This is a genomic window from Limnobaculum eriocheiris, from assembly GCF_021010575.1.
GTDB lineage: Bacteria > Pseudomonadota > Gammaproteobacteria > Enterobacterales > Enterobacteriaceae > Limnobaculum > Limnobaculum eriocheiris.
The window spans coordinates 74,639-90,604 of the sequence record NZ_JAJNAG010000011.1 but is presented as its reverse complement, the minus strand read 5'-3'; the positions used below and the strand labels follow the sequence as shown (position 1 = coordinate 90,604).

General features: G+C 45.7%; 17 protein-coding genes. 6 read left to right on the top strand and 11 right to left on the bottom strand.

The window, feature by feature from the left end:
• Positions 1-110 (top strand): IS1 family transposase (locus tag LPW36_RS07395; protein ID WP_230608631.1); only part of this gene is annotated, 110 nt, incomplete at its 5' end.
• Positions 111-145: 35 nt separating this feature from the next.
• On the opposite strand, the gene LPW36_RS07390 is transcribed toward LPW36_RS07395, so the two are convergent.
• The 4 genes from LPW36_RS07390 to LPW36_RS07375 form a co-directional block, all read right to left on the bottom strand.
• Positions 146-604 (bottom strand): YcgN family cysteine cluster protein, encoded by a 459-nt coding sequence (locus LPW36_RS07390; RefSeq protein WP_230608858.1) that lies wholly within the window; start codon positions 602-604, stop codon positions 146-148.
• 95 nt (positions 605-699) lie between these two features.
• On the bottom strand, positions 700-1,356 hold the full coding sequence (locus LPW36_RS07385) for a fumarylacetoacetate hydrolase family protein (protein ID WP_230608857.1): 657 nt from the start codon (positions 1,354-1,356) through the stop codon (positions 700-702).
• A 153-nt stretch (positions 1,357-1,509) separates the two neighbouring features.
• On the bottom strand, positions 1,510-2,547 hold the full coding sequence (locus LPW36_RS07380) for a lytic murein transglycosylase (protein WP_230608856.1): 1,038 nt from the start codon (positions 2,545-2,547) through the stop codon (positions 1,510-1,512).
• Between the two features lie 106 nt (positions 2,548-2,653).
• The gene (locus LPW36_RS07375) at positions 2,654-2,923 is read right to left on the bottom strand and encodes a YcgL domain-containing protein (RefSeq protein ID WP_230608855.1); all 270 of its coding nucleotides are present in this window, start codon (positions 2,921-2,923) and stop codon (positions 2,654-2,656) included.
• Between the two features lie 151 nt (positions 2,924-3,074).
• On the opposite strand from LPW36_RS07375, the gene minC reads away from it, so the two are divergent.
• From minC to minE, 3 genes are read left to right on the top strand one after another with little or no spacing between them, the layout of a single operon-like run.
• The gene (minC, locus tag LPW36_RS07370) at positions 3,075-3,752 is read left to right on the top strand and encodes a septum site-determining protein MinC (RefSeq protein WP_230608854.1); all 678 of its coding nucleotides are present in this window, start codon (positions 3,075-3,077) and stop codon (positions 3,750-3,752) included.
• A 23-nt stretch (positions 3,753-3,775) separates the two neighbouring features.
• A complete protein-coding gene (gene minD, locus LPW36_RS07365) occupies positions 3,776-4,591 on the top strand; it encodes a septum site-determining protein MinD (RefSeq protein ID WP_230608853.1) in 816 nt (271 codons plus the stop codon).
• Positions 4,592-4,594: 3 nt separating this feature from the next.
• Entirely contained in the window at positions 4,595-4,864 is a 270-nt protein-coding gene (gene minE, locus LPW36_RS07360) for a cell division topological specificity factor MinE (RefSeq protein ID WP_230608852.1), read from the top strand.
• An 86-nt stretch (positions 4,865-4,950) separates the two neighbouring features.
• On the opposite strand, the gene rnd is transcribed toward minE, so the two are convergent.
• The 4 genes from rnd to LPW36_RS07340 all read right to left on the bottom strand — a co-directional run bounded on the left by rnd (position 4,951) and on the right by LPW36_RS07340 (position 10,754).
• On the bottom strand, positions 4,951-6,084 hold the full coding sequence (gene rnd, locus LPW36_RS07355) for a ribonuclease D (RefSeq protein ID WP_230608851.1): 1,134 nt from the start codon (positions 6,082-6,084) through the stop codon (positions 4,951-4,953).
• Between the two features lie 79 nt (positions 6,085-6,163).
• Positions 6,164-7,852: a long-chain-fatty-acid--CoA ligase FadD gene (gene fadD, locus LPW36_RS07350; protein ID WP_230608850.1), complete on the bottom strand. Its 1,689-nt coding sequence runs from the start codon at positions 7,850-7,852 to the stop codon at positions 6,164-6,166.
• 194 nt (positions 7,853-8,046) lie between these two features.
• Positions 8,047-8,748, bottom strand: a complete 702-nt coding sequence (gene tsaB / locus LPW36_RS07345) for a tRNA (adenosine(37)-N6)-threonylcarbamoyltransferase complex dimerization subunit type 1 TsaB (RefSeq protein ID WP_230608849.1) — start codon at positions 8,746-8,748, stop codon at positions 8,047-8,049.
• Positions 8,749-8,834: 86 nt separating this feature from the next.
• On the bottom strand, positions 8,835-10,754 hold the full coding sequence (locus tag LPW36_RS07340) for a DNA repair helicase YoaA (RefSeq protein WP_230608848.1): 1,920 nt from the start codon (positions 10,752-10,754) through the stop codon (positions 8,835-8,837).
• A gap of 297 nt (positions 10,755-11,051) precedes the next feature.
• Here LPW36_RS07340 and LPW36_RS07335 point away from each other — a divergent pair, with 297 nt between their 5' ends.
• Positions 11,052-11,396 (top strand): RidA family protein, encoded by a 345-nt coding sequence (locus tag LPW36_RS07335; RefSeq protein ID WP_230608847.1) that lies wholly within the window; start codon positions 11,052-11,054, stop codon positions 11,394-11,396.
• A 132-nt stretch (positions 11,397-11,528) separates the two neighbouring features.
• On the opposite strand, the gene LPW36_RS07330 is transcribed toward LPW36_RS07335, so the two are convergent.
• The 3 genes from LPW36_RS07330 to zwf all read right to left on the bottom strand — a co-directional run bounded on the left by LPW36_RS07330 (position 11,529) and on the right by zwf (position 14,522).
• Entirely contained in the window at positions 11,529-12,170 is a 642-nt protein-coding gene (locus tag LPW36_RS07330; protein ID WP_130591442.1) for a bifunctional 4-hydroxy-2-oxoglutarate aldolase/2-dehydro-3-deoxy-phosphogluconate aldolase, read from the bottom strand.
• Positions 12,171-12,278: 108 nt separating this feature from the next.
• Positions 12,279-12,974, bottom strand: coding sequence for a 6-phosphogluconolactonase (pgl, locus tag LPW36_RS07325; protein WP_230608846.1), 696 nt, complete (start codon positions 12,972-12,974; stop codon positions 12,279-12,281).
• A gap of 72 nt (positions 12,975-13,046) precedes the next feature.
• On the bottom strand, positions 13,047-14,522 hold the full coding sequence (gene zwf, locus LPW36_RS07320) for a glucose-6-phosphate dehydrogenase (protein ID WP_230608845.1): 1,476 nt from the start codon (positions 14,520-14,522) through the stop codon (positions 13,047-13,049).
• A gap of 358 nt (positions 14,523-14,880) precedes the next feature.
• Here zwf and LPW36_RS07315 point away from each other — a divergent pair, with 358 nt between their 5' ends.
• Positions 14,881-15,726, top strand: a complete 846-nt coding sequence (locus LPW36_RS07315) for a MurR/RpiR family transcriptional regulator (RefSeq protein ID WP_230608862.1) — start codon at positions 14,881-14,883, stop codon at positions 15,724-15,726.
• Positions 15,727-15,966 lie beyond the last annotated feature (240 nt).

The window sequence follows — 15,966 nt, the reverse complement described above, 5'->3', positions numbered from 1 at the left end:
TGCGAACCCATCTTAAACGGTTGACCCGCAAGACTATCTGCTTCTCAAAGTCAGAAGAAATGCACGATAAGATCATCGGATGGTATCTGACGATCAATCATTACCACTAAATCTGCGTCACGACCCTGACGATCAATCATTACCACTAAATCTGCGTCACGACCGCCCAATCCGGCTTATTCAGAATATGGTCCTGCCAGTCAATCACTTCACTCTCCGGTACCGCAATATGGCGCACTGAAATTCTGGCAGCATGCATGGCAGACTTAGAACCGGCTAACAGCGGATGCCATTCAGGTAGGGCTTTGCCTTCCGCTATCAAGCGATAGGCACAGGTAGGCGGCAACCATTCAAAAGTGGGTAAATTGTCCCGGGTCAGTTTGATACAGTCTTCTTCCAGTTCAAAACGACGATCGTAATTGCTGCACTGACAGCTTTTAATATTAAGCTGATTGCATGCGACATTAGTGAAATAGATTTCATCTGTATCTTCATCAATCAGTTTGTTCAGGCAACATTGACCACATCCGTCACACAACGACTCCCATTCGTCATCGGTCATCTCAGGCAGCGTCTTTTGCTGCCAAAAAAAGGATTGGCTCATGATGGTATTCCGGTATTAATAAACAAGGGATTAATCTAAAAATAAACGCCTGTAACGGTTGGCTACAGGCGTCTGTTTAAGACGATGTATTGTGATTATAACACGCGGCTGGTGATTTCTTTACCATTAAGCGCCACGACGAGGTTATCACCATGCTCAATCGGACCAACACCGGATGGAGTACCGGTCAGCACAATATCACCAGGACGCAGGGTAAAGAAGCGGCTCATGTAAGAGATCAGTGGCAGAATCGGAGTAATCATTTCGCGGGTATTCCCGTTCTGACGAACCTGACCATTAATCGACAGAGAGAGTGAAGCCTGTTGAGCATCACCAAATTGCCCTACCGGAATAAAACCCGATATAGGACAAGAATTATCAAAAGCTTTAGCCTTTTCCCAGGGTTCGCCGGCTTTTTTACACTCTGCCTGCAAATCACGCAGGGTTAAGTCAATAGCGATACCGTATCCTACGATGGCATTAGCGACTCGCCCTTCATCAGCATTCTTCAACGGTAAACCAATAAGTACTGCCAGCTCGACTTCATAATGAACCGAACCAAACCCGTCCGGTATTGCTATTGGCTGAGTAATATCGCATAGCGCGGTTTCAGGTTTAATAAACAGTAGCGGCTGCTGAGGCGTATTATCCCCCATCTCTTTGATATGGTCTGAATAATTTTTGCCAACGCAAACGACTTTACTCACAGGCAATTCTAACAGATCGCCCTGCCAATCCCGATGTTGATACATATGATTGCTACTCCTTCATAACCTTTGTCTGATTTTCGATGTAGAGATTTATTATTGTTCTTAACCCGACATATTGCCGGGCCGTTTGGTATTGTCCGAGTGTAATCGCCCGATAGTATCATTACATCGGTAACAAAAACTTAGATTAAACGCTTAGTTTTGTACAACTTTATCTGCCAAAGTACCGATGCTAATCGCAAAGTAAGTAGAACGGTTCCAGTGCATAATGGTGCGGAAATTGTTAAACACCATAAATGTACGGCCCTGCGCATCATCTGGCTGAACAATCCAGGCCTGCTGATTGCCCGGAACTTTACGGGAAAGCACAACGCCCTGTTTCTGCCATTCGGCTACCGTCTTCATTTTTGCATCTTCCAGCCCGATGGCTTGATCCGTCAGGGCTTTGGTTAATTTAACCTCTTGCCCCCAGCCTTCATTCGGATTCCAGCCTTCGGTTGCCAGATAATTAGCCGTTGAAGCAAACACATCGTCCAGGTTATTCCATATATCAATACGCCCGTCGCCGTTGCCATCCAGACCATACTTAAGGAATGAGGTAGGCATAAACTGACACTGTCCCATTGCCCCGGCCCATGACCCCTTAAATTGATCGATCCGAATATGCCCTTGCTGTAAAATTTGCAGCGCAGCTATCAACTGTTTAGTAAAAAACTCCTCACGACGCCCTTCAAAAGCTAATGTGGACAACGCAGAAATGATATCTTCTTTACCCTGACGCTTACCAAAGGTGCTCTCCATGCCCCACAGCGCCACAATATAGCTGGCAGGCACGCCAGAACGTTTGCTGGCTTTATTTAGTTTACTTCTATTAGCCTGATACATTTGGCGCGCGCGATCTATTTTCCAGTCAGGCAAAACTCGCTGTAAATAGTCATCAAGGGTGATCTTCTTTTCTAACTGATTTTTATCTGAATCAATGACGCGACTAAGAAAATAGACATTAGCAAATGCCCGATCGATGGTTTGCTGATTAATACCTTCGCTCAAAGCTCTGGCCTTGAGTTTTTCCACATAAGCAGGAAACTGTGACTGGTTATAATCCGAACTCTGTTCCGTTGAAGAACTACCTGCTGAAGCGTTGTTGACGACCGGTTGAGCCTGAAGATTTTTGCCGCTGCACCCGGCGAGTAATGCTACACCTGTCAACCAAGCAATCATTGATAATTTCACTATCATCATCCCAAATTATTTTTACGTAAACCGCGTAAACAAAAGTTCTATTTTTACAACCCTATGAAAACGATATCGGCTTCTTTTCCTTAATATTAAACGCGGTTTAATCGTCAACATCATCAGGTGTTTTTAATAAGCTTTCTACCGGAGGTGGAACCTGTAAATAGAACCCCTGCCCGATCAGATCTTGTTTTACTCGAGCAATATCTGCTGAAGCCAGTTTAGTTCGTTGCTCTAACTCCAGCGTCATGACAAACACAGGCTTACCAAAACTATTCATTAAGGCCTCAGGAATTTTAGAGAAGTCATCCCGCCGTTCAATATAAAGATAGGTCTGATCGCGTTTATTGCTTCGATAAATTGCACACAACATTATTCTTTCGCTCTAATTAATTTAGTCATTGACTTGCCTAGATATGCCGCTAACTATAACATGCAGCTATACGTTCGTGCATTTTACAATATTGAACATTAAAACAGCGCTCTGGCTACAATAGCGGGAGCCAAAAACTGAGTCAGGATAGATGTCACAATCGCCAGTTGAGTTAAAAGGCAGTAGTTTTACTCTGTCTGTTGTTCATTTGAATCATTCAGAACCCAGCATCATTCGGGAAGCTTTAACTGAAAAAGTGAAGCAAGCTCCCGCTTTTCTGCAAAATGCGCCGGTGGTTTTGAACGTTGCTGCACTCACACCTGATGCTGATTGGTTGCAGGTGCAGCGTGCCGTGATGGATGCTGGCTTGCGCGTTGTTGGCGTAAGTGGGTTTCATAACGATGAACAAAAACGATCTATCCAATCTGCCGGTTTACCGCTGCTGACAGAAGGCAAAACAGGAAAAGTGACCAAAGCTGTTGCGCCCCCACCTCCACCACCAAAAACACGAATAATTAGTACCCCTGTTCGTACCGGGCAGCAAATTTATGCCCGTGGTTGCGATCTTGTGGTTATCAGCTCGGTCAGTTCTGGTGCAGAGCTGATTGCTGATGGCAATATTCATGTTTACGGTATGATGCGCGGTCGCGCGCTGGCCGGTGCCAGTGGCGATATAACCAGTCAGGTTTTTTGTACTCAGCTTGCTGCTGAATTAGTTTCTGTTGCCGGTGAATATTGGCTAAGTGACCGAATTCCATCTACATTCTATGAGCGCAGCGCAAGACTGTTTTTGCAAGATAACATCTTAACTATTGAATCATTTAATTAAGCCTTATTTACAAGGAACACCTTATGGCACGAATTATTGTTGTTACTTCCGGTAAGGGGGGCGTTGGTAAAACCACCTCCAGCGCTGCCATTGCTACTGGTTTAGCACAAAAAGGAAACAAAACTGTTGTTATCGATTTTGATATTGGGCTGCGTAATCTCGACTTAATCATGGGATGCGAACGTCGCGTAGTGTATGACTTTGTTAACGTCATTCAGGGTGATGCCACGCTGAATCAGGCTCTGATTAAAGATAAACGTACAGAAAACCTCTATATTCTGCCTGCGTCTCAAACGCGCGACAAAGATGCATTAACTAAAGAAGGCGTGGAAAAAGTACTGGCTGACCTGGGAGAGATGGAGTTTGATTTTATCGTTTGTGACTCTCCAGCCGGTATTGAAAGCGGCGCCCTGATGGCCCTCTATTTCGCCGATGAAGCGATTATCACCACTAACCCGGAAGTCTCTTCAGTTCGTGACTCTGACCGTATTCTTGGCATTCTGGCATCAAAATCTCGCCGGGCTGAAAATGGAGAAGAGCCGATTAAAGAACATTTGCTGGTCACTCGTTATAACCCGGGCCGCGTTAACCGTGGCGATATGTTAAGCGTTGAAGACGTACTGGAAATTCTGCGTATTCCTCTGCTGGGGGTTATTCCTGAGAGCCCTTCTGTGCTGCGTGCCTCCAACCAGGGTGAACCTGTTATTCTGGATACCGAATCTGATGCTGGTTTAGCTTATGCGGATACTGTTGAGCGTTTGTTAGGCGCAGAAATACCATATCGTTTTCTGACTGAAGAGAAAAAAGGTCTGTTAAAGCGACTGTTTGGAGGGGCATAAACCATGGCATTGTTAGATTTTTTCCTGTCCCGTAAAAAGCCAACCGCCAATATCGCAAAAGAGCGGCTACAGATTATCGTTGCAGAACGTCGTCGCGGCGATAGCGAACCGCACTATCTGCCTCAGTTAAAGCGCGATCTTCTTGAGGTTATCTGTAAGTATGTACAAATTGATCCAGAGATGGTTTCTGTTCAACTTGAACAGAAAGGTGATGATATCTCCGTGCTGGAACTTAACGTGACACTCCCTGAAAATGATGAAGTGAAACGTTAAGTTAAGTCTGCCAGAATTATTAGCATGGCTATATGAGAAAAACCGCCTTAATGGCGGTTTTCTGTTTTAAGCATCGTAACTGATTTCTACATAAAAACGCTGGCTTCCTGCTCAAGTAATGCGGTCAGACGCTCACTCATTAACTGCCCTCGCCATCCCTGCATTAGTTCAGGCTGTTCACCGGCATCCTGTTGCCAGAAAAACTTCAGTAGCTGGTTAATCTGGCGGCGTGATGCCAGTAGCTCAACATTCAACCCGCTTTCACCAGAAATGGTCTGGATCAGCGTTTTGATATCTTTAAACACTTTCTTATAACCGGCATGATCCACAATTCGGGATATTTTCTCCGGTAGTATCTCTTCCGGCAGTTGCTGACCTTCCGCCACTAAACGCAGCATAGTGCGACCATGATAGCGAATTTCTGGTCCGCTTAACCCTAAGGGTTCCAGCTCTCCCATTGATGATGGCTGATGCCGGGCGACTTGCCAGAGGTTCTCCTCCCTGACAACAAAATTAACCGCCATATCTCGCTCACGGGCGTAATTTAAACGCCAGGCGGCTAACAGCTTCAGGCAGCCTAACTGACGGCGATTCAACTGCCAGGCATTATTAATATCCATATAGGCATCTTCAGGGGCAAGCTGCTCACAACGGCGCTTGCTCATCATAATGCACTCATTTTTAGCTGCATCCAGCCATTTTAGCTGCTCGGTCTCTTGCAAAATGACCTCGGCGATAGGCAGCAGGTAAAAAACATCGGCGGCCGCATAAATACATTGCCTTTCGGTAAGCGGACGCGCCAACCAGTCGGTGCGCGATTCGCTTTTATCCAGTTCAATTTCCAGATATTCCGCAACCAGTGCGGCAAATCCGGTAGAAAGGGAACGTTGATTAAAGGCTGCCAGTATTTGGGTATCAATCATCGGTTCTGGCAACACGCCAAATTCATGGAGAAAGACTTCCAAATCTTCACTACAGGCATGAAGAAACTTAATCACGTTTGGATTCACCAATAGCGCGCGAAATGGTTCCCACTGTTGAATACTCAACGGATCGATCAAAACCACCTGTTCACCATCATAAAGCTGAATTAAACCTAACTGAGGGTAATAGGTGCGGGTTCGAACAAATTCAGTATCCAACGCAATGCGTGAAACCTGACTGGCACGTTCGCAAACCTGCTGTAATTCGACATCGGTTGTTATCAGTTGATAATCCAAAACATAGTCTCTTATTTGTTAGTTTCTGACACAAATAACGCCGGAAAACCGGCGTTATATATGCCTCATCACAAACCGATTAGGCTTGATTGCCGGCCTGTTGTTTAATGGCTTCGTCACGCAGATCCTTACGCAGTATCTTACCCACGTTAGATTTAGGCAGCTCATCACGAAATTCAACGATTCTCGGAATTTTATAACCGGTTAATCCACTGCGGCAATGGGCCAGAAGTTCATCCTTAGTCAGGCTTGGATCTCTCTTAACCACATAGATTTTTACGGTTTCTCCGGAAACTTCATTCGGCACGCCAATGGCAGCCACTTCCAGCACTTTTGCGTGACTGGCTACCACTTCTTCAATTTCATTAGGATAAACGTTAAATCCGGAAACCAGAATCATATCTTTTTTACGATCGACGATTTTCATAAAGCCCTGTTCGTCCATCACCACAATATCACCGGTTGCCAGCCACCCCTCTTTTAACACTTCACTGGTTGCTTCAGGGCGATTCCAGTAGCCTTTCATAACCTGTGGGCCTTTAACCCAAAGCTCACCCGGCTCGCCTTCCGGTACATCAATACCCTGGTCGTCAACCAGACGGATTTCCGTTGATGCCACCGGTAAACCAATACTGCCGCTGTATTGCTGTAAATCATAAGGATTACCGGCAACCAGTGGTGAACATTCGGTGAGGCCATAGCCTTCCAGCAAATGAGTGCTCGTCAGTTGCTGCCAACGGTCAGCTACGCTGCGCTGCACCGACATTCCGCCACCAACAGTAATACGCAGATGGCTGAAATCTAACTCGCGGAAATCCTCATCATTAATTAACGCATTAAACAGAGTATTCACCCCAGTCAGTGCCGAGAATGGATAACGGGAAAGCTCTTTTACCATTCCTTTTAAATCGCGCGGATTGGTAATTAGCAGGTTACATCCCCCCACTTCAAGAAACAGCAGGCAGTTTACGGTTAAAGCAAAAATATGATAAAGCGGTAGCGCCGTTACCACCAGTTCCTGTCCCACAATTAACAGTGGAATATAGGCCGCACGGGCCTGCTCCATGTTAGCCAGCAGATTACCATGGGTCAGCATTGCGCCTTTGGCCACACCGGTGGTTCCACCGGTATATTGCAGCAGCGCCAGATCCTCCGGTAATAATCGCGGTTTAATATACTGCTGGTTACGTCCCTTATGTAAAGCACGGCGAAACGATATGGCACCCGGCAGGTTATATTTTGGCACCAGTTTTTTAATGTACTTAACAACAAAGTTAACCAGAGAACGCTTACCAACGGAGAGTTGATCGCCAAGACCGCTAAGAATCACATGCTCGATTTGCGTCTGCTTAACCACTTTTTCCAGCGTATGGGCAAAGTTCGACACTATCACTATCGCTTTTGCACCACAGTCATTTAGCTGATGCTCCAGCTCTCTTGGGGTATACAGTGGATTCACATTAACCACCACCATACCCGCACGAAGAATGCCAAACAGCACGATAGGATATTGCAACAGGTTAGGCATCATTACCGCAACCCGGTCACCTTTTTTCAACCCCAGTGAATTTTGCAAATAAGCGGCAAAGGCGCGACTACGCTTCTCTAATCGACGGAAAGTCATTACCTTTCCCTGATTGATATAAGCAGGCTGATCGGCAAAGCGATTGACCGCATTTTCAAACATATCCGCCAGTGATGAGTAACGTTGAGGATCGATCTCTGCCGGAACATCTTTGGGATAACGGGATAACCATACCTTATTCAATGAAATACTCCTGTATCTGACGCTTTGTCCTGGTTCTGCCGTTATTATTCTTTAAACAGAACAAGACGCATTACAGTGAACTAAACCGTTAATAACCTTATGGTTACCATAAGCAAATAATCTATTACCACTGTAATATCAAAAAATGGCATTCTCTGACAAAAATATAGGGGAAAAACAACGGTGGTTTCCGCTTATTCCCGGCCCGGTAATTTCTTCCAGGTCACTTCATTACGTAAATAGACCGGCTCGGCTAACTCAACCGCTTGAGTCTCACCCCTTTTCCAGCAGGCAACCGCCAAAGGCAGCATATCTTCCGCCTGCGGCAACGGCATTTTACCGTTATAAATAATCACATCGGTTTCGTCGGCCATATCCGGATAGGTTTCCCATCCGGTACCGGCAATAGCCCATTCACCATGGGTTGATTTTAACTGGGCTTTAACCTGCTGCGGAGACAGAACCTGTTCCGTATTAATCAGACTCCACTCCCCTTGTGAGGAGCGTTGATATTGCCCCCAGTAAACTTCGCCCATTCTGGCATCAATGGCGGTCAGAACTTGCGTCATGCCGGTCATACGGTAAGCCCCCTGAGCCATAGTGTTCAGCGTTGAAACGCCAATCATGGGTAAGTCGGCACCTAAAGCCAACCCCTGAGCAATACCTATACCAATTCGCACACCGGTAAAGCTACCCGGGCCTCGACCAAAAGCCAGGGCATCCATATGGGCCAGAGTTAGTCCGGTTTCAGCTAAAATTTGCTGAACCATAGGCAAAATACGTTGTGTATGTTCACGGGGACACAGTTCGTACAAAGCATGAACTTTACCGTCATTCCAGATGGCAACGGAGCACGCTTCTGTGGCTGCATCAAGCGCAAGAATTCGCGTTGACATAGAAAACCTCAGGCGGGATTACCGATAAAAATAGTCCGCCAATCATATCATATTGATGAGAGTTATTATTCATTAGCTAAGCGGTTTTATTTATCATCAGCCGTTGAGCGTTGATGAAGAAATTCAATCGCTTTAGTCAAATCACGGGTTCTGGGAGCCGGCGGCAGGCTATTAAGAAATATCGCCCCATACGGACGCATCACTAAACGGTTATCACAAATAACGATAACCCCACGATCGTCCGTGTCGCGAATCAGGCGTCCTACCCCTTGTTTCAGCGTAATAACCGCATCCGGAAGCTGAACCTCATTAAAAGGATCGCCACCGCGTAATCGGCAATCCTCAATACGCGCCTTAAGCAGCGGATCGTCCGGTGAAGTAAATGGAAGCTTATCGATAATGACACAAGAGAGTGCATCACCACGAACATCCACCCCTTCCCAAAAGCTGTTAGTTGCCACCAGTAAGGCATTGCCTGAATCAACAAACTGAGAAAGCAACTTGCCTTTACTGGTTTCTCCCTGCATCAAAACCGGCAAGGTCATGCTCTCACGGAAGGCTTCCGTTAAGTCGCGCATCATTTGATGGGAGGTGCATAAAAAGAAACAGCGGCCATCATTAGCTTCAATAAGTGGTTGCAGCATGGCCGCCAGCTGTTTAGCTCCGCCATATTGATTAGGCGACGGTAGAAAACGTGGCACACACAACAGGGCCTGAGTTTCATAATCAAACGGACTGGCAAGAATTAAGGTTTCAGCCTTTTCTAATCCTAAACGCTGATTGAAGTGATCCAGAGAATCATTCACCGAAAGGGTTGCTGAAGTAAAAATCCAACTTCCCTTTTTTTCGTCCATTAAATCGCGGAACTTATCCGATACAGACAACGGGGTCAGAGCCAGCACAAAATGGCGGGCACCACATTCATACCAATAGCTATAGCCGGGAATAGTGACATCTTTCAGACGGTCAAGGCGGGCACGGTACTGAGTCGCTCTTTCAAAGGCGGCATCCAACAAGGCCGAGCGGCCCAGCGCCATTTTGATGACGTCATAACAAAGAGTCAGCGCATCATCCACTAACAGCAGGGCTCGTTGAATTGCCGGTTGCTCCAGCACATCCCGCAGATTACCGCGGAAACCGGGTTCCCCCAGCGCCAGTCGAAAATCCTGAGTGCTTTGGGTTAAACGGTCGGCGCTCTTTTGCAGTTGAGCCATATCCCGCACTTCAGTGCGGTAAGCAATAATAATATCTTTAGCTAAATCCAACAGCTGACGGCTGGTAACCTGCTGACCAAAGTATTGACTGGCAATATCCGGCAATTGATGGGCTTCATCAAAGATCATAACATCGGCATTAGGGATCAGCTCGGCAAAACCGGTCTCTTTCACCACAATGTCAGCTAAAAACAGATGATGGTTAACAACCACCAAATCCGCATCCATCGCCCTACGCCGTGCTTTAACCACAAAACACTCTTTATAATAAGGACAGTCGCTACCCAGGCAGTTATCGTTGGTGCTGGTGACCAGTGGCCAGATATAGCTATCTTCCGCCACCTGAGTACAGGTACTTACATCACCATCTACGGTGCTGGATGACCAACGACGTAAACTCACCAGATCGTTAAGGGTTGAATTCGTCAGTTCTCCCCCGGTCATTGATTGCTGCTCCATGCGCTCAAGACACAGGTAGTTAGAGCGCCCTTTTAGCAGCGCCAGCTTGCCGCTAAACTCCAGTGCGGTAGCGACCGTTGGTAAATCGCGGGCAAACAGTTGGTCTTGTAAGGCTTTTGAACCGGTTGAAATAATAACCTTACGCTTAGAGCGTATTGCCGGTACCAGATAAGCATAAGTTTTCCCCGTGCCGGTACCTGCCTCCACCACCAGTTCCTGTTTTTTCTTGATTGCCTGAGTGATAGCTTTGGCCATTACGCGCTGCGGTTCACGCGGCTTAAAGCCTTTAATTGCCTGAGCTAATGCACCTTTGGGTGCGAAATCATCTGCCAAGTATGAGTATCCGTTGGGTTAAGCTTGAATGAGTCTGACCGCCAGCATTGAGCAGATACGGTAAAGAAGTTGCTTATTATGCCTGTCCTGACCTGTCACCACCACCCTGTTTGCTCATATAACCGGAAATTGGCTGATATTCAGTCTATTGATTTTTCCGGCAATGACTCATCCGGTTCGCATTTGTGAAAAAGGGTTTATGCTTGATCCTGGAGGGGAATTGACCCACAAGAGTGGTTATCTTAACCTTATGCCATTACTATGATGTCACTATGATAAATTCAGGAGCAATACACAATGACCATTAAACGAATTAATCCGGACAAGCGCTGGTCTGACGCCGTGATTTATAACGATACTATCTATTATACCAGCGTACCTGACAACCTGGATGCAGACGTTACCGCTCAAACGGCTAACGTACTTGCCGATATTGATATCATGCTCAGTCAGTTGGGCTCCAGTAAAGAACGTATTCTGGATGTCACCATCTTTTTAGCCGATCGGGTTGATTTTGCCTCCATGAATGCTGCGTGGGATGCATGGGTTCCTGCTGGCAATGCGCCGGTACGTTGTACCGTTGAAGCAGCGTTAATGAAGCCACAATATAAAGTCGAGATTAAGATTATTGCTGCCTGTTAGCCACAGGGATAATAAAAATCAGATTAATATTCTGAGGTTTGCCACCATTAACATCGTTAAATTACAGCGATAAAAAATCCCGCCTGCAATTAAAACGGGCGGGACTTATGCATAACTGAACGGCGAAAAAAATTAACCTTTTGCGTGCGCTACCGCTTCACGAGCCAGCTCAGTGATACGATTAAAATCACCCTTCGCAATAGCATCTGCCGGAACCAACCATGAACCACCCACGCACAACACGCTTGGCAGTGCCAGATAGTCACGGCAGTTGTTCAGCGTAATACCACCGGTAGGACAGAAACGAACTGAAGAGATCGCACTACAAATTGCCTGAAGCGCTTTTACGCCACCGTTAGCTTCTGCCGGGAAGAATTTAAACTCACGTAAACCGTAATCCATACCCAGCATCAGTTCAGAAACGCTACTGATCCCCGGAATCAAAGGCATATTGCCTTCAACCGCTGCCTGCAACAGAGGTTCGGTTAAACCAGGGCTGATAGCGAACTGTCCGCCAGCGGCAGCAACCTCAGCCAGTTGTTGAGGATTCAGCACTGTACCTGCACCAATAATGGCTTCGGGTACTTCTTTGGCGATGGCGCGAATGGCATCCATGGCACAAGGGGTACGCAACGTCACTTCCAGTACGCGAACGCCACCGGCAACTAAAGCTTTGGCCAGAGGAACGGCATCTTTCAGCTCCTTAATAACAATAACAGGAACAACCGGCCCATCAGACAGGATACTTTCAGCGCTTACTTTCCAGTTTTTCATCTCGAGAGATCTCCATGTGGCTAATCAAATACCTGACTCAATCAGGCATGTCGCAGCCGTTAAAATAAACGTGCAACTGACTCGCCACACGCAGGATTATTAAATTCTTTATGCAGACCAGAACACATCTACCGGCGTTTGAGTTTGGTGAATAACCGCACGAACGGGCATTTCATTGACGTCATCCCCTGCCTGTGCCTGATGAAAAACCGCGCGCTTATTTTCCCCCACCAGATGCAGGAAAATATGGCGGCTGTTTAATAGCGCAGGAAGCGTGAGCGTTAATCGGTCTAATGGTGCGGTTAATGGCGTCATTCCCATACACAGATGTTTAGACTTCATATCCAGTGCCGGAAATAAATTCTCAGCGCCAGGAAACAATGATGCCGTATGTCCATCATCACCCATACCCAAAATCACGACATCAAAAGGTTTGGCTATCTTCCTGAGGGAGTTTTCAATCCCTGAGGCGCCTTCAAATGGAGTAAGGCTCTCATTTATTAATGAGACAAAATGTGCCGTTGCAGCATGATCCTGCAATAAGTTTTCACGTACTAACTTCTCATTGCTGGAATCATCACTGCTGTCTACCCAACGCTCATCCGCCAACGTAATGGTGACTTTTTCCCAGGCTAATGGTTGCTGACTGAGTAATTTAAATAAACCTAACGGAGTTTTGCCACCGGAGACTACAAGACTCGCTTTTCCCTTAGTATCAATTCCTTTTTGCAACTCAGAGACTACCTGTTGCGCTAAGCGGCGATTTAAATCATCCGTTGATGGGAAGTTAGTTAAGTTTGCCATGGTAGTTACCTTCATTAACAATCGTTTTAGCCATCCCACTCTAACCTGCGAGATGGCATCGTTTGGTCCTATTTATTCAAATTCGCTCCATGAGCGGCCATCGCGGGTAATCATAGCAACGGATGCTACTGGCCCCCAGGTTCCTGCCTGATACGGTTTTGGTGGTTCATTATCCGCAGCCCAGGCATCCATAATGGAATCAACCCATTTCCACGCCTCTTCCACCTCATCACGACGAACAAACAGCGCCTGAATACCGCGCATGGTTTCCAGCAACAGACGCTCATAAGCATCGGCCACATGTTGTTCATGGAAGGTATCTGAGAAGCTCAGATCCAGTTTAGTTGTTTGCAAGCGATGTTTGTGGTCCAGACCCGGTACTTTATTCAGGATCTGTACATCAACCCCTTCGTCAGGCTGAAGACGAATGGTTAAGGTGTTTGGTGGTAATGTTTGATAAGAATCCCGGAACAGATTAATTGGCAGATTTTTAAAGTAGATAACCACTTCAGAACATTTAGACGGTAAACGCTTGCCGGTTCTCAAATAGAAAGGTACGCCTGCCCAACGCCAGTTATCAATATCTACCCGCAGGGAAACGAAGGTTTCAGTGTTACTGCGTTTATTAGCACCCTCTTCATCCAGATAGCCTGGTACTTTTTGCCCCTGAACAAAACCAGCGGTGTATTGGCCTCTGACCGTTGCTTCGCGAATATTGGTATGGTCGATACGACGCAAGGAGCGCAACACTTTAACTTTTTCATCGCGAATACGGTCAGCACTTAAGTCCACCGGCGGTGACATAGCAATCATCGTCAGAATCTGTAACAGGTGATTTTGTACCATATCACGCATCTGCCCGGCTTTGTCAAAATAGCCCCAACGCCCTTCAATACCAACCTCTTCTGAAACGGTAATCTGAACGTGATCGATAGCCGTGTTATCCCACTTAGCGGCAAACAGTGAGTTAGCAAAACGCAGTGCCAACAGGTTTAGAACGGTCTCTTTACCCAAATAGTGGTCGATACGGTAAACCTGAGATTCATCAAAATACTCAGCAACCTGATCGTTAATTTCCTGAGAGGATTTTAAATCGGTACCCAGCGGTTTTTCCATCACTACACGGCTGGGAAATTTATTTAACCCAGCTTCACCTAAACCACGACAAATTGCACCAAATGTATTCGGTGGCATAGCAAAATAGTTAATGGTGACTCTGCTGGTTTGGTCAAGCATCTGACCCAACCTGTTATAGCCCGGGACATCATTAACGTCCAGATTACAGAAATCTAAACGTGCGCTTAACCGTTTCCAGACCTCAGGATCGATCTCCTCTTTCATAAAGGTGGTTAGCGCTTTTTCGATAACCTCAGTATATGCAGCCTTATCCCAGTCAGCACGACCAACCCCCAGAATTCGAGTATCCGGATGGATATGACAGGCTTTTTCCAACTGATAAAGTGATGGTAATAGCTTACGGCGCGCCAAATCACCTTTAGCGCCAAAAATAACTAAATCACAGGCTTGAGCTATCGAATCATCTACCATAACTATCTCCTCAATTAAGCCGTAAAAATGTTAGTGTACGACTTAAAAAATCTTGTAATTTTATTACATAACTAATGTACCTCTTTATCTGACCGGCGTAAACAGGTGGATAAAAAGGCCAATACCTGTAATAAACCCTTGCGAGACTAAGAGGTAACCCATTAAATATAAAAAATATTTGGCTATACCCTTACGCTTTTCGTGCTTTTAAAACGCTAAAATCAGATATGAGTCAAATTTTCTGAAAAAAAATTACAAGACCCAGTTTTATTACTGCACGAACTGATATCACGTAGTATATTTCCACAAATCAGAGATTGATTTCTCCTTTGAATGTAATAGGCAGATACAGCGGGATATAAATATGCTGGAAAGAATTCACCAATTTCGAGATTCATTAAGTAAATCAGAGCAAAAAGTTGCCGATGCTATTTTAGCTGCGCCACAAACCGCTATTCACTCCAGCATTGCTACCTTAGCGAAAATTGCCAACGTTAGCGAGCCAACCGTTAACCGTTTTTGTCGCCGACTCAATACTAAAGGCTTCCCCGATTTTAAACTGGCGCTGGCACAGAGTCTGGCCAACGGAACACCTTATGTAAATCGTAATGTAGATGAAAACGACACCACCGATGCCTTTACCTATAAGATTTTTGAATCTGCCGTTGCCAGCCTGAATATGGCCAAAAGCAGTCTTGACATTATAGCCATTAATCGGGCAGTTAATTTACTGACACAAGCGAAAAAAATATCATTTTTTGGCTACGGTGCCTCCTCCGTTGTGGCTCACGATGCCATGAATAAATTTTTCAGATTTAATGTTCCGGTGATCTATTTTGATGACATTGTGATGCAACGAATGAGCTGCATGAACTCTAATCAGGGTGATGTTGTGGTATTAATTTCTCACAGCGGCAGAACCAAAAGTCTGGTTGAACTGGCGGATATTGCCAGCCAAAACGGTGCTACAGTTATCGCAATCACATCCCAGGGAACACCGTTAGCAAATGCTGCTACGCTATCCATTTTGCTTGATGTGCCTGAAGATACCGATATTTATATGCCTATGGTGTCTCGCCTTGCCCAACTCACCATTATTGATGTGCTGGCAACAGGATTTACCCTGCGTAACAGTCTGGCCCGTGATAATCTGAAACGGGTTAAAGATGCCTTAAAACAATCGCGTTTTGATAAAGAAGGTTAATTTTTATTTTATCCACCATTTTAATTAATAAAGGAACGGGAACGATTCATTCACTGAATCTGATAAGTTGATATTAAGCAAACGATTAAGCTTTAGGTGATATGAAACGAGACAGCTCTTATTTGAGAAGCTAGTTATATAGTGGTATAAAACCCCTCAGAAATTAAGACAACGGAATTTTTTAAAGTCCGGCAAATTTATTCTGTCTGACTTTTATTAACACTAACGCTTTAAAAACAC

Bases quoted from the DNA above. Each gene is read 5' to 3' on its own strand.
- LPW36_RS07390 (WP_230608858.1), bottom strand. From the start codon at position 604: ATGAGCCAATCCTTTTTTTGGCAGCAAAAGACGCTGCCTGAGATGACC.
- LPW36_RS07385 (WP_230608857.1), bottom strand. From the start codon at position 1,356: ATGTATCAACATCGGGATTGGCAGGGCGATCTGTTAGAATTGCCTGTG.
- LPW36_RS07375 (WP_230608855.1), bottom strand. From the start codon at position 2,923: ATGTTGTGTGCAATTTATCGAAGCAATAAACGCGATCAGACCTATCTT.
- minC (WP_230608854.1), top strand. From the start codon at position 3,075: ATGTCACAATCGCCAGTTGAGTTAAAAGGCAGTAGTTTTACTCTGTCT.
- minD (WP_230608853.1), top strand. From the start codon at position 3,776: ATGGCACGAATTATTGTTGTTACTTCCGGTAAGGGGGGCGTTGGTAAA.
- minE (WP_230608852.1), top strand. From the start codon at position 4,595: ATGGCATTGTTAGATTTTTTCCTGTCCCGTAAAAAGCCAACCGCCAAT.
- tsaB (WP_230608849.1), bottom strand. From the start codon at position 8,748: ATGTCAACGCGAATTCTTGCGCTTGATGCAGCCACAGAAGCGTGCTCC.
- LPW36_RS07335 (WP_230608847.1), top strand. From the start codon at position 11,052: ATGACCATTAAACGAATTAATCCGGACAAGCGCTGGTCTGACGCCGTG.
- LPW36_RS07330 (WP_130591442.1), bottom strand. From the start codon at position 12,170: ATGAAAAACTGGAAAGTAAGCGCTGAAAGTATCCTGTCTGATGGGCCG.
- pgl (WP_230608846.1), bottom strand. From the start codon at position 12,974: ATGGCAAACTTAACTAACTTCCCATCAACGGATGATTTAAATCGCCGC.
- zwf (WP_230608845.1), bottom strand. From the start codon at position 14,522: ATGGTAGATGATTCGATAGCTCAAGCCTGTGATTTAGTTATTTTTGGC.